The sequence below is a fragment of the Kitasatospora sp. NPDC024654 genome, assembly GCF_055559155.1.
Genome location: NZ_JBVHLF010000015.1, coordinates 1 through 20,352 on the forward strand (window position 1 = coordinate 1; position 20,352 = coordinate 20,352).

General features: G+C 73.4%; 18 protein-coding genes and 1 pseudogene. 10 read left to right on the forward strand and 9 right to left on the reverse strand.

What is annotated here, in order from left to right:
* Positions 1 to 674, forward strand: a pseudogene (locus ACZ38L_RS11905) (glycosyl hydrolase family 8); the annotation flags it as partial.
* Positions 675 to 743: 69 nt separating this feature from the next.
* On the opposite strand, the gene ACZ38L_RS11910 reads toward ACZ38L_RS11905, so the two are convergent.
* Together ACZ38L_RS11910 and ACZ38L_RS11915 are read right to left on the reverse strand one after the other, a co-directional pair.
* Entirely contained in the window at positions 744 to 2,375 is a 1,632-nt protein-coding gene (locus ACZ38L_RS11910; protein ID WP_465691781.1) for a DUF2079 domain-containing protein, read from the reverse strand.
* A 13-nt stretch (positions 2,376 to 2,388) separates the two neighbouring features.
* Positions 2,389 to 3,699 carry a glycosyltransferase 87 family protein gene (locus ACZ38L_RS11915; protein WP_465691783.1) on the reverse strand — a complete coding sequence of 437 codons (1,311 nt, stop codon included), beginning with the start codon at positions 3,697 to 3,699 and terminating at the stop codon, positions 2,389 to 2,391.
* A gap of 721 nt (positions 3,700 to 4,420) precedes the next feature.
* Between ACZ38L_RS11915 and ACZ38L_RS11920 the strand changes: the two genes are divergently transcribed.
* Both ACZ38L_RS11920 and ACZ38L_RS11925 read left to right on the forward strand, forming a co-directional pair.
* Positions 4,421 to 5,350, forward strand: a complete 930-nt coding sequence (locus tag ACZ38L_RS11920; RefSeq protein ID WP_465691785.1) for a HEAT repeat domain-containing protein — start codon at positions 4,421 to 4,423, stop codon at positions 5,348 to 5,350.
* Between the two features lie 72 nt (positions 5,351 to 5,422).
* Positions 5,423 to 5,815, forward strand: a complete 393-nt coding sequence (locus ACZ38L_RS11925; protein ID WP_465691787.1) for a hypothetical protein — start codon at positions 5,423 to 5,425, stop codon at positions 5,813 to 5,815.
* A gap of 61 nt (positions 5,816 to 5,876) precedes the next feature.
* On the opposite strand, the gene ACZ38L_RS11930 is transcribed toward ACZ38L_RS11925, so the two are convergent.
* Positions 5,877 to 7,058, reverse strand: coding sequence for a thiolase family protein (locus ACZ38L_RS11930; protein ID WP_465691789.1), 1,182 nt, complete (start codon positions 7,056 to 7,058; stop codon positions 5,877 to 5,879).
* Positions 7,059 to 7,202: 144 nt separating this feature from the next.
* On the opposite strand from ACZ38L_RS11930, the gene ACZ38L_RS11935 reads away from it, so the two are divergent.
* A complete protein-coding gene (locus ACZ38L_RS11935) occupies positions 7,203 to 8,042 on the forward strand; it encodes a carbon-nitrogen hydrolase family protein (RefSeq protein ID WP_465691791.1) in 840 nt (279 codons plus the stop codon).
* A gap of 29 nt (positions 8,043 to 8,071) precedes the next feature.
* Here ACZ38L_RS11935 and ACZ38L_RS11940 read toward each other — a convergent pair whose 3' ends face one another.
* A complete protein-coding gene (locus ACZ38L_RS11940; protein WP_465691793.1) occupies positions 8,072 to 9,067 on the reverse strand; it encodes a LuxR C-terminal-related transcriptional regulator in 996 nt (331 codons plus the stop codon).
* A gap of 300 nt (positions 9,068 to 9,367) precedes the next feature.
* Here ACZ38L_RS11940 and ACZ38L_RS11945 point away from each other — a divergent pair, with 300 nt between their 5' ends.
* A complete protein-coding gene (locus ACZ38L_RS11945; protein WP_465691795.1) occupies positions 9,368 to 9,529 on the forward strand; it encodes a hypothetical protein in 162 nt (53 codons plus the stop codon).
* A 10-nt stretch (positions 9,530 to 9,539) separates the two neighbouring features.
* On the opposite strand, the gene ACZ38L_RS11950 is transcribed toward ACZ38L_RS11945, so the two are convergent.
* A complete protein-coding gene (locus tag ACZ38L_RS11950) occupies positions 9,540 to 10,091 on the reverse strand; it encodes a GNAT family N-acetyltransferase (protein ID WP_465691797.1) in 552 nt (183 codons plus the stop codon).
* Positions 10,092 to 10,261: 170 nt separating this feature from the next.
* Here ACZ38L_RS11950 and cbiE point away from each other — a divergent pair, with 170 nt between their 5' ends.
* Together cbiE and cobM are read left to right on the forward strand one after the other, a co-directional pair.
* Entirely contained in the window at positions 10,262 to 11,515 is a 1,254-nt protein-coding gene (gene cbiE / locus ACZ38L_RS11955) for a precorrin-6y C5,15-methyltransferase (decarboxylating) subunit CbiE (RefSeq protein ID WP_465691799.1), read from the forward strand.
* A complete protein-coding gene (gene cobM, locus ACZ38L_RS11960; RefSeq protein ID WP_465691801.1) occupies positions 11,512 to 12,264 on the forward strand; it encodes a precorrin-4 C(11)-methyltransferase in 753 nt (250 codons plus the stop codon). The genes cbiE and cobM overlap by 4 nt, the downstream gene beginning before the upstream one ends.
* A gap of 218 nt (positions 12,265 to 12,482) precedes the next feature.
* Here cobM and ACZ38L_RS11965 read toward each other — a convergent pair whose 3' ends face one another.
* The gene (locus ACZ38L_RS11965) at positions 12,483 to 13,733 is read right to left on the reverse strand and encodes an FAD-dependent oxidoreductase (protein WP_465691803.1); all 1,251 of its coding nucleotides are present in this window, start codon (positions 13,731 to 13,733) and stop codon (positions 12,483 to 12,485) included.
* 78 nt (positions 13,734 to 13,811) lie between these two features.
* Here ACZ38L_RS11965 and ACZ38L_RS11970 point away from each other — a divergent pair, with 78 nt between their 5' ends.
* The 3 genes from ACZ38L_RS11970 (at position 13,812) to ACZ38L_RS11980 (ending at position 16,394) form a co-directional block, all read left to right on the forward strand.
* Positions 13,812 to 14,378 carry a TetR/AcrR family transcriptional regulator C-terminal domain-containing protein gene (locus tag ACZ38L_RS11970; RefSeq protein WP_465691805.1) on the forward strand — a complete coding sequence of 189 codons (567 nt, stop codon included), beginning with the start codon at positions 13,812 to 13,814 and terminating at the stop codon, positions 14,376 to 14,378.
* A 203-nt stretch (positions 14,379 to 14,581) separates the two neighbouring features.
* Entirely contained in the window at positions 14,582 to 15,322 is a 741-nt protein-coding gene (locus ACZ38L_RS11975) for a cobalt-precorrin-6A reductase (protein WP_465691807.1), read from the forward strand.
* 103 nt (positions 15,323 to 15,425) lie between these two features.
* The gene (locus tag ACZ38L_RS11980; protein ID WP_465691809.1) at positions 15,426 to 16,394 is read left to right on the forward strand and encodes an SDR family oxidoreductase; all 969 of its coding nucleotides are present in this window, start codon (positions 15,426 to 15,428) and stop codon (positions 16,392 to 16,394) included.
* A gap of 435 nt (positions 16,395 to 16,829) precedes the next feature.
* Here the strand turns inward: ACZ38L_RS11980 and ACZ38L_RS11985 are convergent, their stop codons facing one another.
* Genes ACZ38L_RS11985 through cobG form a run of 3 tightly spaced genes read right to left on the reverse strand, consistent with a single transcriptional unit; the run spans position 16,830 to position 20,220 of the window.
* A complete protein-coding gene (locus tag ACZ38L_RS11985; protein ID WP_465691811.1) occupies positions 16,830 to 18,350 on the reverse strand; it encodes a precorrin-2 C(20)-methyltransferase in 1,521 nt (506 codons plus the stop codon).
* Complete coding sequence (locus ACZ38L_RS11990; RefSeq protein ID WP_396559100.1) at positions 18,347 to 18,973, reverse strand: precorrin-8X methylmutase; 627 nt, start codon at positions 18,971 to 18,973, stop codon at positions 18,347 to 18,349. The genes ACZ38L_RS11985 and ACZ38L_RS11990 overlap by 4 nt, the downstream gene beginning before the upstream one ends.
* On the reverse strand, positions 18,970 to 20,220 hold the full coding sequence (gene cobG, locus ACZ38L_RS11995; protein WP_465691814.1) for a precorrin-3B synthase: 1,251 nt from the start codon (positions 20,218 to 20,220) through the stop codon (positions 18,970 to 18,972). Before cobG ends, ACZ38L_RS11990 begins: the two co-directional genes overlap by 4 nt.
* Between the last annotated feature and the right edge of the window lie 132 nt (positions 20,221 to 20,352).

Here is a 20,352-nt window from a genome sequence, read left to right on the forward strand (position 1 = left end):
CCTGGCTGGCCGACGTCTACGCCCACGACGTCGCCCCCGACGGCCACCTGAAGTGCGAGGACGACGGGCCGAACACCGACACCCGGCCGTCCGACTCGATGATCGACCACCTGCGCGCGTTCGCCGCGTACGACCCGGCGCACGACTGGACCAAGGTGCTCGACCGGACCCAGGCGGTGATCAGCGAGTTCACCCACGGGTACTCGGCCAAGGGCGGCCTGCTCTCCGACTTCGTGGTGAACGCCAACACCACCAGCCCCAAGCCGGCCCCCGCCGACTACCAGGAGGACCAGCCCGACAACATCGTCGGCTACAACTCCATCCGGGTCCCCTGGCACCTGGGCACCGACGCGCTGCTCAACGGCAGCTCCACGGCGGCGGTCTCGTACACCACCGCGAAGCTCGAATCCGCCTGTCTGAAGGGCGAGTCGGGCGGCAACCCGCAGAAGGTCTACCCGCACACCAAGCTCAACTGCACGCCGTACTCGACCAGCGACCAGGCCGAGGAGGCCGGCGACGCGGTCGGCCCGGCCGCGATGGCGGCGGGCGACCAGGCGTGGACCGACGCGATCTGGAAGCAGCTCGGCACCAACCCGTTCGGGGACGGGTACTACGGGGAGAGCATCAAGATGCTGGTGTACCTGGTGATGTCGGGCGACTACTGGAAGCCGTAGGCCCGTCGGGCCTCCCGGCCGGGAGGCCCGGCGCCGTCCGGGTGGTCCGCTGCCCCGGATCCCGCCGGATCAGCCGCGGAACAGGTTGTGCCCGACGTCGGACGGGACGACGTCCTGGACCGGGTGGCTGCCCGGCCCCGGGACCTCCTCGCCGGGGATCGGCACGTCGCTGACCCGGTGCAGCAGCACCACGCCGTCGTCCCCCCAGATCTGCTGGTAGCCGTTGGCCAGCAGCAGCTGGATCCGGTCGGCCTGCTGCTTGTCGGAGGAGAACGGGAAGGACCGGCCGACCGAGCGGATCAGCACGTAGTCCATCCCGCGCGGGGTCTCGTCCACCAGCACGACGTTGGTGCGGGCGGTGAGCCGCGGCACCACCTGGTTGTCGGCCTCCACCGTGGCGCCGTTGGGGATCATCGCGGCCGCCCTGACCAGCGCGGCCTCGCTCGCCTCCGGCCGCCAGCGCCCCGGGGTGGCCAGCGAGATCAGGCCCAGCGGCAGCGCGGCGGCGACCGTGAAGCCGACCACCGTGACACCGAGCCAGTGCGCCGTACGCCGGGTCCGCTCGACGGCGTACAGCCGAGCCAGCGCCTCGATCGTCGCGGTCACCAACACCGGCCACAGGAACGCGTCGTAGTGCCGGGCGATCGACCAGTGGTTGGGGTTGGTGGAGAGGATCCGCTCGGCCAGCAGCGGCACCGCGCAGAGCACCGTCAGCGAGCGCAGCGGCAGCAACAGCAGCGTGCCGAACAGCCACAGCACCAGCAGCGGCTTGAGCGGAGCGCTGAACGCGCCGTGCACCAGCAGCATCGGGTCGTGCAGGACGTTGACCGCCGCCGCGCCGGCGTTCGGCCCGAGCTCCTGGTAGTTCCAGTAGTAGCCGGGCTCACCGCCCATCGCGGGGATCAGCCACTGGATCGCCACCGCCGTCGCGATCGGGCCGCCGACCAGCAACCCGGCGCCGACCCGCACGCCACGCCGGTCGCCGGAGCGCCGGCCGCGCAGGATGAGCACCAGGCCGTAGGCGCCGACCAGCAGTCCGAGGTCCTCCTTGGTGCAGCAGAGCAGCACCGCGGCGGCGATCGTCACGCCGTACCGCCGGGCCGCCCCCCGCTCCAGCATCAGCAGGGTCAGTGGGACGGCGAACCCGACCTCGTGGAAACCGACCTTGGCGGCGTTCAGCAACGGCCAGCCCAAGCCGTAGGCCAGCATGGCCAGGTCGGCGGCGCGGCGGGCCACCCGGCCCGGCGCCTGTGCGAAGTTCGCCAGCGCGATCCGCCGCACCAGCGGAACACCCGCCGCGAAGAGCAGCGACTGCCCGATCAGCAGCGAACGCGGATCGTTCCAGATCCAGTAGAGCGGGGCCAAGAGCGCCAGGATCGGCGAGAAGTGGTCACCGAGCAGTGAGAATCCGGGCGGGAATTCGTGGTGGTAGCGCTTGACCTCGGATATCGGCAGGTGGAAATGCGCGTATCCGCGGATCCCCTGGTCGAAGATCCCCAGGTCGAATCCGCCGAGTTGGACCGAGGTCCAGTACTGCATGTCGATCGCGCAGGTCACCGCGAAGCAGAGCAGCGCGAACAACACCGTGCGGCGCCGGCCCGAACCGAGCGTTCCGGTCAACAGGTTGCCGGCCTGCCGGCGGACCTGTGCCGGGATCAGGCCACGCGTCGGCGCGTCTACCTGTACCTGCTGGGTGACCATCTTGTACCTCTGACTACCTTTGACCTGTCAACGCGGCACTGCGGGCCGGTTCCTGAGCGGTTTCGGCCCGGCCGAGCTGCCACTGGCGGATCATGTCGCGACCGACCGGCCACATCCGGTACGCCATCGCGCCGAGCACCGCGAGGCTGGTCACCGGATAGACCGACGACGGCACCTGCCAGTTCCACGGCACCCCGAGCCCCCCGGCCTGCGGCACCAGCCACATCGCGTAGGAGAGGAAGGCCAGCAGCACCGCGACGAACGCCGGCCGCCAGCGCAGCCGGCGCAGCTCACTCGGTTGCCCGGCCTCCTGGACCGCCTCGGTGAGCAGCAGGATCAACAGCGGCACGCACCAGACGTAGTGGTGCGTCCAGCTGATCGGCGAGACCAGCAGGGAGGTCAGCGCGGTGCAGATCACGCCCCACGCCTCGGCCCGTCGCATCACCCGGGCCGAGCGACCGGCCACCACGGCGACCGACAGGCCGAGCAGCAGCGCCAGCCCGGTGCCGACGGTGGCGATCATGCCCGGGTCGTGCCTGCTCAGCAGCCGGCAGATCGCGCCGCGCAGCGACTGGTTGTCCACCAGTTCGGTGATGCCGACCCGGCGGGTGTCCCACATGTAGTCGGTCCAGTAGCCCCAGGACGCACCGGGCAGCGCGACGACGCCGATCAGCGCGCTGGCCAGGAAGGTGCCGCCGGCGACCAGAGCGGCCCGGATCCGGCCGGTGAGCAGCAGATAGACGGCGAACAGGCCCGGCACCAGCTTGATCCCGGCCGCCAGACCGATCCCGACGCCCTTGTAGCGGTGGTTGTCGGGACGGGTGAAGTCGTAGAGCACCAGGCAGGCGATGCCCAGGTTGACCTGGCCGTACTGCAGCGTGGTGTAGACCGGTTCCAGCCAGACGCCGAAGCCGGCCACCAGGATCGCACCGATCAGCCGGTGCCGCTCCCGCGGCCAGCCGACCAGCTTGAACGCCAGGTAGGCGAGCAGGCCCAGCAGAGCCACGTTCAGCAGCGTGACGATCGCGCGCAGCGGGGTCACGTCGAACCAGGAGCTCGGCACGAACAGCATGGCCGCGAAGGGCGGATAGGTCGCCGGCAGGTCCCAGCCGGGCAGCCGCATCGCGTAGAGGTCCTGGTGGTTCCAGACGGCCGCACCCTCGGCGCGGTAGACCAGCATGTCGACCATGGACATGTTCTGGAAGTGCCGCAGCACCGCGAAGCTCATCAGGGAGATCAGGGACGCCGCGGCGGCGAGGGCGGTCCGGGTGCGCAGGAAGGAGCGGAGTCTGGCCGGCCCGCTCGGCGATCCGCGGTCAGACATCGGACCCCGCAGTTCGCCGGGGAACGGGTCGGAGCCGTGTGATCGTGGACATGCCGCTTTACCCTTCGAAATTCAGTTCGGTGACTGGTTGCACAGCGTGACCCGCGGGCCATGTCCGAACACGCGAGCCGAGTGACCAGCCACCCTCCGTGATCCCCGCTGCTCCAACCGGCACGCCATGCTGCCACACGGTGCTCGACCATACCTCCACCGGTACGCGGCACTCCAGCCGTTGATCGCAATCTTCATGATCCTCACGCCTCGACGGCGAGGTTGACCGCTCCGTTGCCGGAGCGGGCGTGAGGAATATCTCGGAATGGCGCGGTGCGACGGAAGAAACCTGCTCGGAAAAAACGGGCTCACGCTATTCCGAGTGGTCAGTCCCGATCGCCGCCCGACCGGTCGGAGAGCGGCGGCTCGCGCCGGACCACCGCGCCCAGCGCCGTAGCCAGCGCCCCCCGGCAGCAGCGGCGGCCGGCGGACCCGGCCGGGGTCGCGGCGTCCAGCAGGGTGCGTCCAGCCGGGCGAAGGGGAGCAGCCGGGCGGCCAGGGAGTTGATCACCGGGAATCGCCGCTCGGCCGCCGCCCGCCCCGGTCCGCCGAGCCGGACCGGCCGTTCGTGCCTCCCCCGGGCGACCACCGACCACCCCGGCGCCCCCGGACACCCTCAACTCCCCTTCTCCCGGCGCACAATGGAGCCAGCCGACGAAAGGGGGGCCAGATGCTGGGCCGGCTTCTGCACCTGCACCGCAGGCACGTCGACGTCGCCGAGCTCCTGCTCCGCGCGCGGGCCCACCCGGCGGGCGACCACCGGCGCCGGCGGGTGCTCGACGAGGCCGGCGGCGCGGCCGCCGGGGAGGTGTTCGACGAGGGGGCCGCGCTGCTGCGCTCGGGGGATCCGGAGTCGGTCGCGCTCGGCGCCGAACTGCTCGAGGTGCTGGTGGCCGGCCACGACAAGGGCCGGCGGTTCGTCCCGGTGCTGGCACGGCTGCTCGACGGGATCTGCGGGCCGGCCCAGCACCCCGTGGTGCTCGTCGCCGCGCTCCCGCTCTATCTGGCCGTCCGCGACGACTGCGCGCCGGTGCTCCTGGAGCTGCTCGACCACCCGGACGGCGGCGTGCGGCGGGTGGCCGCCGCGGTGGTGGCCGTGCGGCCGGACGTCCCGTGCGACCGCCGGACCGTCTCGCTGCTGGTCCGGCTGCTGGACGACGACCCGGAACCGACGGTCCGCACCGAGGCCGCCGCCGCGCTGGCCCGGCTGTACCGGCTCGACGAGCGGCACCGGCCGGGGATCGAGGAGGTGCTGGCCGAGTACGGGGACGACCCGCTGCCCGGCGTCCGCGTCGCCGCCCTGAAGGTTCTGGCGGCGACCGCCCCCGGGCAGGCCCTCACCGCGCTCGCCGCCGAACTCGCCGTGGCCGATCCCGACTGGCGGTTCGTGGCGGTCTGTGCCGACGCCTCACGGTGGACCGACCCGGGCGACGTGCACCGGGAGCTGCTCCGGCTCCAGGAGCAGGGCTGGGCCGAGCACGACGTGGCGCCGGACCGCTTCCCACCGGCCGCCGGGCGGGCCGCCCTGCTCGCGGCCGCCCTCACCGCACTGTCCGAAAAGCGACGTTACGAATATGAACGGAAAGTGGACGCATGCTAACGTCCGGTGATCGAGGCGTGATCGAACTGCGTCTTCGTCACCACACTCTCCCCATCGAGGAGTTGCTCGCCCATGCGTCACCCCGTCGCCCGACTCGCCGTCAGCACCCTGCTCACCTTCGGTCTTTCGGCCGCCTTCGCCCCGGCCGTGCAGGCCGAGCCCAACGCCGCCGCCTGCAAGCAGGGTTACCTCTGCCTGTTCGAGGGACCGCAGCAGACCGGGCGGGTGCTCCTCGCCGTGGACGCGAAGGTGACGAAGACCGGCTTCAACCTCCGCGAGCTGGACGACATCGAGCCGGCCATCTTCCCCAAGTCCGTCCGCAACCCGCTCCCGGACGGCTTCGGCTGCGTAGTCCGCCTCAACGACCGGCCCGACTTCGCCGGCGAGGAGCAGGAGGTCAGCGGCTACGGCAACCACGAGCTGGACGGCCGCCGGGTCGGCTCGCTCACGCCTGACTGCGGCTGAGCTGGCACGCGTGCTGCATGGGGGAAGTCGGCCGGGCCGACTTCCCCCTTCGAAGTGGGTCCTAAAGTGCTTCCAGCACCGTCGCGTTGGCCAGGCCGCCCGCCTCGCACATCGTCTGCAGCGCGTAGCGCGCGCCGCGCTGCCGCATCGCGTGGACGAGCGTGGTCATCAGGCGGGCGCCGCTCGCGCCCAGCGGGTGCCCGAGGGCGATCGCACCGCCGTTCACGTTGACCCTCGCCGGGTCCGCGCCGGTCGCCTGGAGCCAGGTCAGCACCACGCTCGCGAAGGCCTCGTTGACCTCGAACAGATCGATGTCGCCGAGGCCGAGCCCGGCCCGGCGCAGCACCTTCTCGGTGGCGGGGATGACCCCGGTGAGCATCAGCAGCGGGTCGGAGCCGGTCACGGCGAAGCTGTGCAGCCGCGCCAACGGCCGCAGGCCGAGCCGGGCCGCGGTCTCACCGCTGGTGATCAGGACGGCGGAGGCGCCGTCGTTGACCGGGCTGCTGTTCCCGGCCGTCACCGACCACTCGATCTGCGGGAACCGCTCGGTGAAGCCGGGGTCGGCGAAGGACGGGCGCAGGCCGGCGAGGATCTCGGGCGTGGTGGTGGGACGGACGGACTCGTCCATGGCGACGGTCCCCCACGCCGTCGGCACGGGGGCGAGTTCGGCGTCGAACAGCCCGTCCCGGTGCGCCTGGGCGGCCTTCTGGTGCGAGGCGGCGGCGAAGACGTCCATTTCCTCCCGGCCGATCGACCACTTGGCGGCGATGAGTTCGGCACTGATGCCCTGCGGGACGAGCCCCTCGGGGTAGCGGGCGGCCACACCGGGGCCGAAGACGTCGGCGCCCTTCGGCACGTTGGACCACATCGGCACCCGGCTCATCGACTCGACCCCGCAGGCCACCACCAGGTCGTACGCACCGGACATCACGCCCTGCGCGGCGAAGTGAACGGCCTGCTGCGAGGAGCCGCACTGCCGGTCCACCGTGGTGGCCGGCACGGAGTCCGGGAACCCCGCCGACAGCCAGGCGTACCGGGTGGTGTTCATCGCCTGCTCGCCGACCTGGTCGACGCACCCGCCGATCACGTCGTCGACGAGGGCCGGATCGATCCCACTGCGAGTGACGAGCGCGCGCAGGGTGTGAGCGAGCAGCTCCACCGGATGCACCGTGGAGAGCGCCCCGCCCGGCTTCCCCTTGCCGATCGGGGTCCGGACGGCCTCGACGATGACGGCATCACGCATGACGGTCTCCTCCTCGAGCCCCGAAGCAAGTTTGAAAACTGGATTCACTGTAGCTCCGGAACCGTTGGAGAACCAAACCCACTCTCGCGGCGCCGGCCGAACGGCCAGCCGGGCCTGGGACGCGGTGCGGTAGGTTGATCAGACATGGATCATCTGCACGATCTGCCCACCACCCCCATCACCCTGGCGGCCGGCCAGGCGCCCTGCGTCCCGCTGGACGTCGCCGCCAACGTCGCCGCCAGTGCCGCACTGGTCAGGCGGGCCGCCGATCGGGGAGCTTCCCTGCTGGTGCTGCCGGAGCTGTTCCTCACCGGGTACGAGTTGCCCGGGATCCTGGCCGACCCGGGCCGCCAGATGCTGAGCGGCACGGACCCCCGGCTCGACCCGTTGGCCGCCGCCTGCGCCGAGACCGGTACCGCCGTGGCGGTCGGGGCGCCGACGCTCGATCCCGGGAACGGGGGACCGCTCATCTCGCAGCTCGTCCTCGGCCGGAACGGCCACCTGGTCGCCCAGTACGACAAGCAGCACGTCACCCCGACCGAACGCGCGGCCGGCTTCGGCGCGGGGTCGAGCGGCTGCACGGTCGAGCTGGCCGGCTGGCGCCTCGGGCTCGGCATCTGCTGGGACTCCGGCTTCCCCGAGCACGCCCGGGCCGCCGCGCTCGCCGGGTGCCACGGGTACCTGGTGGGCGCGATGTTCGGCCGTGGGAACGGTGAACGGCAGCGCGACATCCTCTTCCCGGCGCGGGCGCTGGACAACACCGGCTACGTGCTGCTGGCCAACTTCAGCGGTCCCAGCGGTCCGTACCACGGCTGCGGCGGCAGCGCGGTCTGGGGGCCGGACGGCACCCTGCTCGCCGACGCCGGTCCGGCCGAAAAGGCCCTGGCCACAGCCGAGTTGGACCCGACGGAGCTGGCGCGGGTGCGGACGGCGGAGCCGGTCCTTCTCGATCCCTCACTGAACGCGGCGGCCGGGCGCCGGTAGGGAGGAATCGGACGGGGCGCGCCCGGCGTTCAGAGGTGGTGCGGCAGCCAGCCGTGCTGGACGGCCCGGACGCCGGCCTCGAAGCGGCTGCGGGCGCCGATCCGGGTCATCAGGTCGGTGGCGATCCGGCGGGCGGTGCGGGTCGAGACGCCGAGGCGCTTGGCGATCGTCTCGTCCGTCAGGCCCTCGGCGAGCAGCCTGACCACGGCCGCCTCCTGGCCGGTGAGCCCACCGGTCTCCCGTGGGGCCACCCCGCCCAGCGGCTCGGCCGCCGCCCAGACGCTCTCGAACAGCGCGCACAGCGCGGTCAGCGTGCCGTGGCCGGTGAGCACGACGGCACCGGCCGCGGTGTCGTCGTTGTTGACCGGGATCACCGCGGTGCTCCGGTCCACCACGATCATGCGGATCGGCAGCGAGGCCACCGTGCGGACCTGCCCGCCCAGGGCGGCCAGCCACTCGGTGTACTCGACGGTGGGCGCGCTGTTGCGGACGCTGTCCAGGTAGACGGTCCGCATCCGGATGCCGCGGCTCAACAGGTTCTCGTCGAGCGGCCGCGCGGCGGCGATGCTCTCCGGGGTGTGGCCGCCGTCCGGCGCGAAGGTCATCACCTCGGTCTCCACCTGGCGGGTGAGCGTGGCGAGGCGGTCGCGGATCTCGTCCAGCCCGACCAACTGCTCGACACCCGGGTGGGGCGCCGCCGGCCGGAGTTCGGCGTACTCCGCGATGAGCTGGGCCGCCGCCGCCCTGGACGCCTCGATCCGCTGCTGCTGGGCCGCCAACTCCTCCTGCTGCCGGGCCATCAGCAACTCCATGCCGATGTCCGGCGGGACCGCCCGCGGCCCGGCGTCCCGGTCGTGCGACGGACGGACGAGTGCCAGCTCGCTCAGCGTGTCCAGCCCCTGCCGCACCTCGTCCTCCGGCAGCGCCAGCACGGCCGCCAGCCCCGCCACGCCCTCCCGTGGCCTCGCGAGCATGGCCCGGTAGACCGCCTCGGCCGTCGCGTCCAGCCCGAAAGTCGCGAGCATTCCTTGAACCCCCCGGTGACAAGGTCTCCAAACGTGCGACCTGATCATTGCACGACGTTAAGACGCCGGCCAACGCCACTTCGTGGACGGTTCCGGCCAGGGGCCACCACGGTCGGCGGACGCACTCCCCACCGGTGCGAGGACTGCCCGCTGGACAGAACCGTCCAAGGCCGTTTTCGTCCAGCCGGCAGCCCTTCCACCGGCTCTGACCAGCGATGAGAGTAGTTCTCACCGGACGGCGCGTCACCGCGGGACGCACGACCGGACCACCCCTGTCGCCCTCAGCCAAGGACGCCCATCATGCTCCGGTCCCGTCTCGCCCAGGCCGCCACCGCCGCGCTCGTCACCCTGGCCGCCGCCGTCCTCGCCACGCTCGGCGCACCGGCCGCCGCACACACCACACACACCGCGCACACCGTCCAGGCCGACGGCGTGAAGGCGAACAACATGATCTGGCAGTGAACGGACGGAGTCAGCCGGCCGGTGTCACAGCGGTCCGCACGTGCAGGTGCCCCTCCCGGGGAAACGCCGGCGGCCGAGTGGACAGCAGCTGTCGGAAGGGATAGCCCGCCTTCTCGGCGACCCGGCAGGAGCCGTGGTTGTCCACTCGGTGGAACAGCTCCAGCCGGTCCAACTCGTAGCTGGCAAAGGCCCATCGAGTGAGCGCCTCCAGGGCGCGCGGTGCGACCGCGCGACCACGGGCCGGAGCGGAGGTCCAGTAGCCGACCTCGGCGACGCCCTGACCGGCCTCCGAGTTCCGCTTGAGAACCGTCTGGCCGAGCAACTCGCCTTCCACTCCGTCGGATCGTGCGGCGAAGACGGCGAACGCCAGGCGCTCGCCGGTCCGCCAGCCGTGCCGTTGGACGTCGATCCAGGCGCGTGCCTCGGTCGGGTCCGCCACGGTGAGCGAGGTGAACCGGCGGAGCAGGGCGTCCCGGGCGGCGTCGGCCAGCGCGGTCGCGTCCTCGGGCCGCCAGGGGCGGAGCAGCAGGCCCTCCGCCCTCAGGGTGGTCGTGGTCGTCATGGGCCGATCGTCTCAGGCCGGGCCGGACGTCGACGGCCGCGGAGTGCCGCCGGGCCGCGCGGTACCCGACCGCGGGCGCGCGGAGGATCACACCGGTCCGCCGGTCACCCGGGCCGCGCCGCCCGGTAGGCTGCCCGTGCCCACCCGCCCCGACCTGCGAGGAGCCCCCGTTGACCAGTCAGCCCACACCCCCGCCGGTGGCGGTCGTGGGGATCGGGGCGGACGGCTGGGCCGGGCTCGCGCCGGACGGGCGCGCCGCGCTGACGGCCGCCCAGGTGGTGATCGGCGGACGCCGGCAGCTCGACCTGCTGCCCGCCGAGGTCACCGCCGAGCGGATCGGCTGGCCCTCGCCGCTGCGCCCGGCCGTGCCCGGGCTGCTGGCCGCCCAGGGCGACCGCCGGGTCGCGGTGCTGGCCAGCGGCGACCCGATGTTCTTCGGCATCGGCCGCACCCTGACCGAGCTGCTGGGCGCCGAGCGGCTGCGGGTACTGCCCCACCCGTCGGCCGCCTCCTACGCCTGTGCCCGGCTGGGTTGGGCGCTGGAGGAGACCGGCACGGTCAGCCTGGTCGGCCGGGACCTCGCCACGCTGGCCGGTGCGCTGCACGACGGCGCACGGCTGCTGGTGCTGAGCGCCGACGCCAGCACCCCGGCGGCGGTCGCCGGCCTGCTGCGCGAGCACGGCTACGGGCCCAGCCGGCTGCACCTGTTGGAGCAGCTGGGCGGTCCGGCCGAGCGCATGCTGACCGGCACCGCGGACGACTGGCCACACCCGCCGGGCGACCCGCTCAACCTGGTCGCCGTCGAGTGCCGGGCCGCCCCGGGCACCCCGCGCGGCTCGCTGGTGCCCGGCCTGCGCGACGAACTCTACGAGAACGACGGTCAGTTGACGAAGCGTCAAGTTCGGGCGGTCACGCTCGCGGCGCTCGCGCCGGCACCCGGCGAACTGCTCTGGGACGTCGGCGGCGGCTCCGGCAGCATCGCCATCGAGTGGCTGCGGGCACACCGCGCCTGCCAGGCGGTCAGCATCGAACGCGACCCGGTGCGGGCCGCCCGGATCGAGCGCAACGCCGCCGCACTGGGCGTGCCGCGACTACGCGTGGTGACCGGACCGGCGCCCGCCGCGCTGGCCGAACTTCCGTGCCCCGACGCGGTGTTCATCGGCGGCGGGCTCACCGCACCCGGCCTGCTGGAGGCCTGTTGGGCGGCGCTGCCACCGGGCGGCCGGCTGGTGGCCAACACCGTGACGCTGGAGTCCGAGGCGCTGCTCACCCGGTGGTACCGCGAGCACGGCGGGGAGCTGCTGCGGCTGGCGGTCGCGCAGGCCGTGCCGGTCGGCGGGTTCACCGGGTGGCGGCAGGCGATGCCGGTCACCCAGTGGTCGGTGGTCAAGCCCCCGCTACGGGAACAGGAAGGACAGCAGTGACCGTCTACTTCATCGGTGCGGGCCCCGGAGCGGCCGACCTGATCACCGTCCGCGGGGCCCGGACGCTGGCGCGCTGCGGCGTCTGCCTCTACGCGGGCAGCCTGGTCCCGGCCGAACTGCTGGCCGAGTGCCCGCCGGACGCCCGGCTGGTCGACACCGCCCGGCTGAACCTGGACGAGATCACCGCCGAACTGGTCCGGGCCCACCGGGCGGGCCAGGACGTCGCCCGACTGCACTCCGGCGACCCGTCCGTGTTCAGCGCGGTCGCCGAGCAGATGCGCAGGCTGGACGCGGCCGGCGTGCCGTACGAGGTGGTGCCGGGCGTACCGGCGTTCGCCGCCGCGGCGGCCGCGCTGAAGCGCGAGCTGACCGTGCCGACCGTCGGCCAGACGGTGATCCTGACCCGGATCGCCCAGCAGGCCACCCCGATGCCCGAGGGCGAGGACCTGGCCACCCTGGGCCGCAGCGGAGCACTGCTGGTGCTGCACCTGGCCGCTCGCTACGTGGAACGGATCGTGGCGGAGCTGCTGCCGCATTACGGCGCCGACTGCCCGGCCGCGGTGGTCGCGATGGCCAGCCGCCCCGACGAGCTGGTGCTGCGCGGGACCCTGGCCGACATCGCCGGCCAGGTCAAGGAGGCGGGGGTGATCCGCACCGCGGTGATCCTGGTCGGCCGCACCCTGGGCGCCGAGCAGTTCCGGGACAGCCACCTGTACTCGGCCGACCGCGACCGCTCCTGCCAGCTGTAGCCCTCTAGCCGATCGTGTCCCGCCTCGTGGTGTAGCCGATCAAGGTGACAAAAGCGCAGTTCACGACCGGAATCCCGGCTTCGAGGAGCCCCCGCCTGGCTTGACGGGCCGTCAGCCTGTGGGCTTCGGTCCGGGCGCGCTGTCCGGCTTCTCGTTAGCCGAGCATCCGTGAAGATCTCAAGCAAGATCGGCTACACCACAAGGCGGGACACGACCCTCTAGCCGGCGTCGCGGCCAGGGACGTCAGGGAGCTGCCAACCGCCGCCCCGGTCCTCCTTCGCGTGGCGCGCGACGAGATCGGGGAGGCGCAGGAAGCAGGCCAGCGCCGCGAGGGCGTGAAAGGCGTCGATGGCCCGCTGGTTCGTGGGCATGGCCAGGCGCAGCAGACGCGGTTTCACCGCGGCCTGGATCTCGTCGACGAACGGCCGCAGCACGGTGTCGTAGTTCGCCAGGGCCGTGGGCAGGTCGTGGGCGTGCCGGTTGATCTCACCGGCCAGGACGTATGCGCCGACCAGGCCGCCGGAGATCCCCATGCCGCTGTACGGGGATGCGCAGTGTGCGGCATCGCCGACCAGGACCACGCGCCCCCGGGACCACGTGTCCGTGCGCACCTGCACGACCTCCTGGGAGTAGAAGCTCTCGGTCTCCGCCATGCCTGCGAGGAACCGCTCGGCCTGCCAGCCCGCGTCGCGGAACCTCTCGGTCCAGAACTGCTTCTGGCGCTCGACCGGCTCCCTGTGGACGGCTGAGGCTTCCGAAGACCGCTCCCGCAGCGCGAAGTAGACCTGGGTCTCGGTCGGGTTGTGGCTCCTGCGCATGATCATCCGGCCACCGGGGGCGTGGTAGGTGTCCCGGATGTTGCCGTCCGACGCGATGCGCGGGATGAACCAGTAGGCCAGGTGGATTCCCAGCGGCCGGTACGGATCGGCAGAGCCCGGCGGAAGGATGGCCCGGCGGATGCGCGATCCCTGCCCGTCCGCACCGACCAGGAGGTCGAACTCGTCGCGGGAGCCGTCGGAGAAGTGGGCGACGACCCTCTTCCCGTCCTGCTCGAAACGCTCCACGCTGATGCCGAACACGTGGTCCACGCCGTCCTTCGTCGCGTCGTGGAGGATCCGCACCAGGTCCCCGCGCATGATCTCGTACTCGGACGTCAGGGTCTGCCGGCCCCTGCCGGAGGTGTTGGCCATGATCGTCGCCCGGACCCTGCCGCGGGCGTTCACGAAGGCGACACCGGGCTCGTCCACGAGCTTGCTCCTGACGGCGTCGAGGAGCCCCATGCGCTCGACGGCGTCTATGCCCTGGCCGCGAAGGTCGACCTGGGCACCCGTGGCCCGCAGCGCCGGGAAGCGCTCGACGACGGTCACCCGGTGACCTCCCCGGGCGAGCCAGTGGGCCAGAGCCTGCCCGGCGATCCCGCCGCCGCAGATGAGGACCCTCAGGGAGGTGGTTCCTGGTCCGAGCGTCATGCCGCACACCATTTCTATCGGTGATAGTTTCCTTTTGAGAGAGTCACCTATCGGCGATAGGTTGTCAAGGTGGCGAAAATGAACCGCGAGACCGTCCTCTCCTCCGCGCTCGACCTGCTCGACGAGGTCGGCCTGGACGCCGTCAGCACGAGACAACTGGCGAAGCGACTGGGCGTCGAACAGCCGTCGCTCTACTACCACTTCCGCAACAAGAAGGAGCTGCTCAGCGCCATGGCCGAAGCCGCCATGGCACCCCATGCCACGGCCCCGCTGCCGGAGCCCGACGACGACTGGCGCGACTGGTTCCCGGAGAACATGCGCAGCTTCCGGCGGGCCCTGCTGACGCGCCGCGACGGCGCGCGGCTCCACGCCGGCAGCATGCCCGGCGGAGTGGACCTCGACCGGCTCGCCCACAAGACGGCGTTCCTGATCGCGTCGGGCGTGCCGGAGCGGGCCGCTTGGACGGCAATGCTGGCCGCCGGCCGTTTCACCCTGGGCAGCGTCCTGGAGGAACAGGTGGACGCCGACCGCGGCGACGGCGCCGACCGCACGGCCGACGTCCCACCGATGGATCACGAGTCGGCCTTCGAGGCCGGACTGGCCCTCATCCTGGATGGCTTGGCACGTCACGTCGGGCGCGGGTAGGAACCGGACCCGCGACCCGCTGACCGTCCCGCAGCGGGCACGCCGGAACGACTCCTCGCCCGGCGTCACCCCTCGGTCCGCCAAGGGTCGGCCGCGGTACCCACGGCGGTACGGCGGTACGACGGCCGCGGCGGTACGGTCGTCGGGCGCCTCAGCCACGCCGGCCCCCGCGGACCCGGCCCCGACCGGTGGAAGGAACACCGTTGAAGCAGCACGTCCTGATCCTCGGCGGCACCACCGAGGGCCGCCGGCTCGCGGCCGAGCTGGCCGGCGACCCCGCGCTGCGGGTCACCAGCTCGCTGGCCGGCCGGGTCGCCGAGCCCCGGCTGCCGGCCGGGGAGGTCCGGGTGGGCGGCTTCGGCGGCGCGGTCGGCCTCGCCGACTGGCTGCGGTCGGAGCACGTGCACACCCTCGTCGATGCCACGCACCCCTTCGCCCAGGCCATCAGCCGCAACGCGGCCGAGGCGGCCGCCGCCGTCCGCGTTCCCCTGCTCGCGCTGCGGCGGCCCGGCTGGGTCCCGGTCCCGGGCGACCGCTGGCACCCGGTGGACTCGCTGGCCGAGGCCGCCGCCGCGCTGCCCGGTCTGGGCCGCCGGGCGCTGCTGACCACCGGGCGGCTCGGGCTGGCGGCGTTCGCCGCGGTGCCCGGAGTGCACCTGGTGGCACGTTCGGTCGACGCCCCCGAGCCGCCGCTGCCGCCGAACCTGGAGGTGCTGCTGGCCCGCGGCCCGTTCGGGCTGGCGGACGAGCGGGAGGTGTTCCGGCGACACCGGATCGACCTGCTGGTCACCAAGGACAGCGGCGGCGCGGCCACCGCGCCCAAGCTGGCGGTGGCCCGTGAGCTGGGGCTGCCGGTGGTGATCGTCCGACGGCCGGCCGCCCCGGCCGGGGTGCCGGTGGTACCGGACGTCGCGGGCGCTCTGGACTGGCTACGGGCCCGCTGAGGTACCGTCAGCTCCTGGCCGTGCACGGTCGGGTACCGCGAGACCGCCCGACCCGGACCCAGTCGCCTGGCCGGAACTCCCACCCACCACCCGAGGAGCCCTGGTGGCACACCGGATCAAGGACATCGCCCTCCCCGACCAGAGCGGCCGACTGGCCGTGGTCACCGGAGCGAACAGCGGGATCGGCTTCGAGACGGCCCGCCGGCTGGCGCTGGCGGGGGCGGAGGTGGTGCTGGCCGTCCGGACCGCCGCCAAGGGCGAGACGGCGGCCGCCCGGATCCGCGCCGACCTGGCGGAGTCGACCGACACCACCGGCAAGGCCGGCTCGGTGACCGTCGAGGTGCTGGACCTGGCGAGCCTGGAGTCGGTGGCCGACTTCGCCGCCCGGCTGACCGAGCAGGACCGGCCGCTCGACCTGCTGGTCAACAACGCCGGGGTGATGGCCGTCCCGAGCCGGCACCTGACCCGGGACGGCTTCGAGCTGCAGTTCGGCACCAACCACCTCGGGCACTTCGCGCTCACCAGCCGGCTGCTGCCGCTGCTGCGCCGCAGCGGCGCACCGCGGGTGGTCTCGGTCAGCAGCCTGGCGGCGCACCTCGGCCGGATCGACCTCGGCAACCTCAACTCCGAGCGCCGCTACCACGCGTGGGAGGCGTACGGCCGCTCCAAGCTGGCCAACCTGATGTTCACCCAGGAGCTGGCCAGGCGCAGCCGCCGGTACGGCTGGGGCCTGCGGGCCAACGCCGCGCACCCGGGCTACACCCGGACCAACCTGACGTCCAACGGGCCGATGCTGGGCCGCGCGCCCGAGCGGGCCGCACTCAACGTCAGCGAGTGGCCGGCGATGATCCCCGGCCTCACCCAGGAGGCGGCCCGCGGCGCGCTGCCCTCCCTGGTCGCGGCCACCAGCCCGCGCGCGGTCAGCGGTGGGTACTACGGACCGGACGGCCCCGGCGGGCTGACCGGGCTGCCGACCACCGCCCGGCCGCCGCGGCAGTGCCGGGACCTGGCTCGGGCGGCGCAGCTGTGGGAGGCCTCGGAGCGGCTGACCGAGGTGACTTTCCCGGGCTGACCCGCCGTCCGCCGACGACGGCCGGCCCCACCCTCCGGGCGGCCTCCCCCGGGGAAGAAATGCGGTACCCGTTGTCGGTACCGACCGGTACCTTCTTAGGTGTTGGCCAAGAGCGGTCGGCTGTCGAGCAGGGGACGACAGCCGACACCTCCTGACCATTGGTTTCGAGGAATCCCGCTGACCAGCAGGTCCGGCGCCTCCCTCGGCAGCATGCACGGCCTGCGTTACGGGGGTGAGCGGGGTGCCTCGCCATCACGGGGATGAGAGGTAGGGAAATGACGCGGTACGGGGGGATCCAGCAGGGTCGGGCAATCGCACGAACAGTCGTGCTGTCTGCTGGTGCGTCGGGTGAGGACACCAGCTGGACCTGACCGCTCGAGCAGTACGGCCAGGTCCCGGGGCCCCTCGGTGTGAACCGAGGGGCCCCTCGCCCTTTCAGCTCTCCGGGTAGCGGCGCGGGGTCCAGACCACCTCGCTGCCGTCAGCGCGCCGAACGGCCCGGGTCTGCGAGGAGCCGACCAGCAGGATGGTCCGCATGTCGACCTCGGCCGGGTCCAGCTCGCCGAGCCGGACGGTGCGTACCCGCTCCTCCGGGCCGCCGACGTCGCGGGCCAGCACCACCGGGGTGTCCGGCGCGCGGTGCTCCAGCAGCACGTCGCGGGCCAGGCCGACCTGGGTGGTCCGGCTGCGCGAACCGGGGTTGTAGAGCGCGAGCACCAGGTCCGCGGCGGCCGCCGCGCGCAGCCGCTCGGCCACCACCGCCCAGGGCTTGAGCCGGTCGGAGAGCGAGACCACGGCGTAGTCGTGCCCGAGCGGGGCACCGGCCCGGGAGGCCGCCGCGTGGGCGGCGGTCATGCCGGGGACGATCCGCACCGGCACCTCGCGGTACGGGTCGGCGCAGGCCGCCTCCAGCACGGCGGTGGCCATCGCGAAGACGCCCGGGTCACCGGAGGAGACCACCGCGACCCGACGACCGCGCCGGGCCAGGTCGAGGGCGAACTCGGCGCGCTCGGCCTCGACCTTGTTGTCGGAGCCGTGCCGCCGCTGACCGGCCCGGACCGGGACCCGGTTCAGGTAGGTGGTGTAGCCCACCAGGTCGTCGGCGGCCGCGAGTTCGCCGCGAGCCTCGGGGGTGAGCCAGAGCGGGCCGGCCGGGCCGAGCCCGACCACGACGACACTGCCCCGGTCGGCCCGTGCGTCGTCCTCAGTGGCGGCCGGCAGCCCGATCCGGCTCGGCAGCACCGCCAGCGAGAAGTACGGCACGCTTTCCGGATCCACCTCGGCGAGCGGCGCGGTGCGCTCCCCGGTCATGGTGGCCCGCTCGACGAACTGCGCCTCCGCCAGCCGCCCGGAGCGCTCCAGGGCCCGCCGCACGGTGGGGAAGGTCCGGCCGAGCTTGAGGATCGCGGCCGAGTCGGTGGCCGCCAGCCGGGCGGTCAGCTCCTCCTCGGGCAGTGTGCCCGGCAGGATGGTCAGCACCTCCTCCGCCTCCACCAGTGGCCGCCCGAGCCGGGCCGCCGCGGCGCTGACCGAGGTCACCCCGGGAACCACCTCGGTCGGGTAGCGGTCGGCCAGCCGCTTGTGCATGTGCATGTACGAGCCGTAGAACATCGGGTCGCCCTCGGCGAGCACCACCACGTCGCGCCCGGCGTCCAGGTGCGCGGCCAGCCGGGCCGCCGCCTCGGCGTAGAACTCGTCCATCGCCCCGCGGTAGCCGCCCGGGTGGTCGGTGGTCTCGGTGGTGACCGGGTAGACCAGCGGCTCCTCCAGCTGCCCCTCGCGCAGGTAACGGGCGGCGATCGAGCGGGCGATCGAGCGGCCGTGCCGGGCGCTGTGGTACGCCACCACGTCCGCCTTGCCGATGAGTTCGGCGGCCCGCACGGTCATCAGGTCCGGGTCGCCGGGGCCGAGGCCGACCCCGTAGAGCCGCCCAACCGAATGCTGACGATCCGTCATTCCACTTCACTCGCAATCGCGTTGAGCGCGGCAGCGGCCATCGCGCTGCCGCCACGGCGCCCGCGGACCACCAGGTACTCCAGGCCCGAGGGGTGTTCGGCCAGCGCCTGCTTGGACTCGGCCGCGCCGACGAAGCCCACCGGCACGCCGATCACCGCGGCCGGTCGGGGCGCACCCGCCTCGACCATCTCCAGCAGCCGGAACAGCGAGGTCGGCGCGTTGCCGACGGCGACCACCGAGCCGGCCAGCCGGTCCCGCCACAGTTCCATCGCGGCGGCGCTGCGGGTGGTGCCCAACTCCGCGGCCAGGCCCGGCACGGCGGGGTCGGAGAGGGTGCAGACGACCTCGTTGTCGGCGGGCAGCCGCTTGCGGGTGACGCCGCTGGCCACCATCGAGACGTCGCACAGGATCGGCGCGCCGGCCCGCAGCGCGGACCGGGCGGCGGCCACCACGCCGGGGCTGTAGAGCAGGTCGGCGACCAGGTCGGTCATCCCACAGGCGTGGATCATCCGCACCGCGACCTGGGAGACGTCGGCGGGCAGGCCGGCGAGGTCCGCCTCGGCGCGGATGGTGGCAAAGGACTCGCGGTAGATCGCCGCACCGTCCTTCTCGTACTCGATCACGTGGTCCTCCGGGCGGCGGCGACCGCTGCCACCATCTGTTGGGTCGTCACTTCTGTTCCACTGTCGCCGGACTGGCGCACCGCGACGCGGTAGCCGGAGCCGGTGGCCAGCACGTCGACCCAGCGGCCGGCGGGGTGGCCGCAGCGCCGCTCGCAGCCGGACCAGTGCACCGGGAGCAGCCGCGCCTCGTCCGGCGCGTCCACCGCCAGCGCCGTCGCGGCGTCCGCGCGCACGTCGGCCAGCGACTTGGCGCAGCCGGGCGCGCCGGTGCAGGCGCTGGCCTGCTCCCACGGCGAGCGCGGGTCGGTGCGCAGGCCCGCCGCGGCGAGCCCGGGCAGCGCCGCCGGGTCGGCCCCGGGCAGCACCACGCCGCGCCAGGGGGTGATCCGCAGCTCGCCGCGGGCGGCACCGGCCAGCGCCCGCCACTGCTCGACGCTCGCCCGTCCGAACCGCAGCCCCACCGAGAGGGCGCCGCCCCCGGCCACCGCGCCGACCACCGGCCGGGTACCGGGCAGCGCGGGCGGCGAACGCCACGGCAGGCCCTCGGCACCCAGCCGCTCCGCCAGCAACGAGCCGTCCGGGTCGGCCTCGCTCACCCGCCAGGCGCCGCTGCGCAGCCGGACGAACTCCTCCGCCGCCCGCAGCGCCAGTCGTGGCCCGTCCGCGAGCCCGGCGAGCTCCGCGACGCGCGCGGACCGCCCGAGCCGCAGCCAGGCGCCGGCACCCGCCGGCCGTGCGATCAAGGTCACATCGGCGTCCAGCGCCGCGACGTCGCCGCGCCCGTCGTCCAGCGCGAAGAGGAACCGTCCGGACAGCTCCCGGGCGGTCTCACTGCCGCGCAGCAGCTCGTCCAGTTCGCGCACCCACGGCCGCAGTTCCGCGAAACCCACGCCGTCCAGCCCGGCCAGCGGCGAGGCCACGATGTTGCGCACCCGCTCGTGCGACTCCGAGGGCAGCAGCCCGACCGCCCGCAGCCGCGCGGCGAGTTCCGCGCCGGCGTCCGCCGCCAGGCCGCGCAGCTGCACGTTGCCGCGCGAGGTGGTCTCCAGCTCGCCGTCCCCCAGCGCCTGCGCGGCCTCCGCCAACGCGAGGGCCTGATCGACCGCCAGCAGCCCGCCGGGGACCCGCACCCTGGCGAGTCCGCCGTCGTCCGCCGCGTGCAGCCGCAGCGCCCCCGGGCAGGCGTCGTCGCGCCCCCGGCCGGCCCGGACGGGGGCAGGCTCGGGCGGCGTGGGAGTGGCTGACATGGCGGCGAGCATACCGATGATCCGACCGGACGTATGCCCCGCGACCAGCGTGATCCATGTCTCCGGTGTCCCTCGGCGCGCTGTGTGCTTCGTCCCGTTGCCGGCCACCCGCCGGCACCGAGGCTCTACTAT

What these genes read in the sequence shown, in the direction of transcription:
- ACZ38L_RS11985 (WP_465691811.1), bottom strand. Translation starts at nt 18,350, where the DNA reads ATGACGGATCGTCAGCATTCGGTTGGGCGGCTCTACGGGGTCGGCCTC.
- cobG (WP_465691814.1), bottom strand. Translation starts at nt 20,220, where the DNA reads ATGTCAGCCACTCCCACGCCGCCCGAGCCTGCCCCCGTCCGGGCCGGC.
- ACZ38L_RS11930 (WP_465691789.1), bottom strand. Translation starts at nt 7,058, where the DNA reads ATGCGTGATGCCGTCATCGTCGAGGCCGTCCGGACCCCGATCGGCAAG.
- ACZ38L_RS11915 (WP_465691783.1), bottom strand. Translation starts at nt 3,699, where the DNA reads ATGTCTGACCGCGGATCGCCGAGCGGGCCGGCCAGACTCCGCTCCTTC.
- ACZ38L_RS11945 (WP_465691795.1), top strand. Translation starts at nt 9,368, where the DNA reads ATGCTCCGGTCCCGTCTCGCCCAGGCCGCCACCGCCGCGCTCGTCACC.
- ACZ38L_RS11920 (WP_465691785.1), top strand. Translation starts at nt 4,421, where the DNA reads ATGCTGGGCCGGCTTCTGCACCTGCACCGCAGGCACGTCGACGTCGCC.
- ACZ38L_RS11925 (WP_465691787.1), top strand. Translation starts at nt 5,423, where the DNA reads ATGCGTCACCCCGTCGCCCGACTCGCCGTCAGCACCCTGCTCACCTTC.
- ACZ38L_RS11910 (WP_465691781.1), bottom strand. Translation starts at nt 2,375, where the DNA reads ATGGTCACCCAGCAGGTACAGGTAGACGCGCCGACGCGTGGCCTGATC.
- ACZ38L_RS11965 (WP_465691803.1), bottom strand. Translation starts at nt 13,733, where the DNA reads ATGACGCTCGGACCAGGAACCACCTCCCTGAGGGTCCTCATCTGCGGC.
- ACZ38L_RS11970 (WP_465691805.1), top strand. Translation starts at nt 13,812, where the DNA reads ATGAACCGCGAGACCGTCCTCTCCTCCGCGCTCGACCTGCTCGACGAG.
- ACZ38L_RS11950 (WP_465691797.1), bottom strand. Translation starts at nt 10,091, where the DNA reads ATGACGACCACGACCACCCTGAGGGCGGAGGGCCTGCTGCTCCGCCCC.
- ACZ38L_RS11940 (WP_465691793.1), bottom strand. Translation starts at nt 9,067, where the DNA reads ATGCTCGCGACTTTCGGGCTGGACGCGACGGCCGAGGCGGTCTACCGG.
- ACZ38L_RS11935 (WP_465691791.1), top strand. Translation starts at nt 7,203, where the DNA reads ATGGATCATCTGCACGATCTGCCCACCACCCCCATCACCCTGGCGGCC.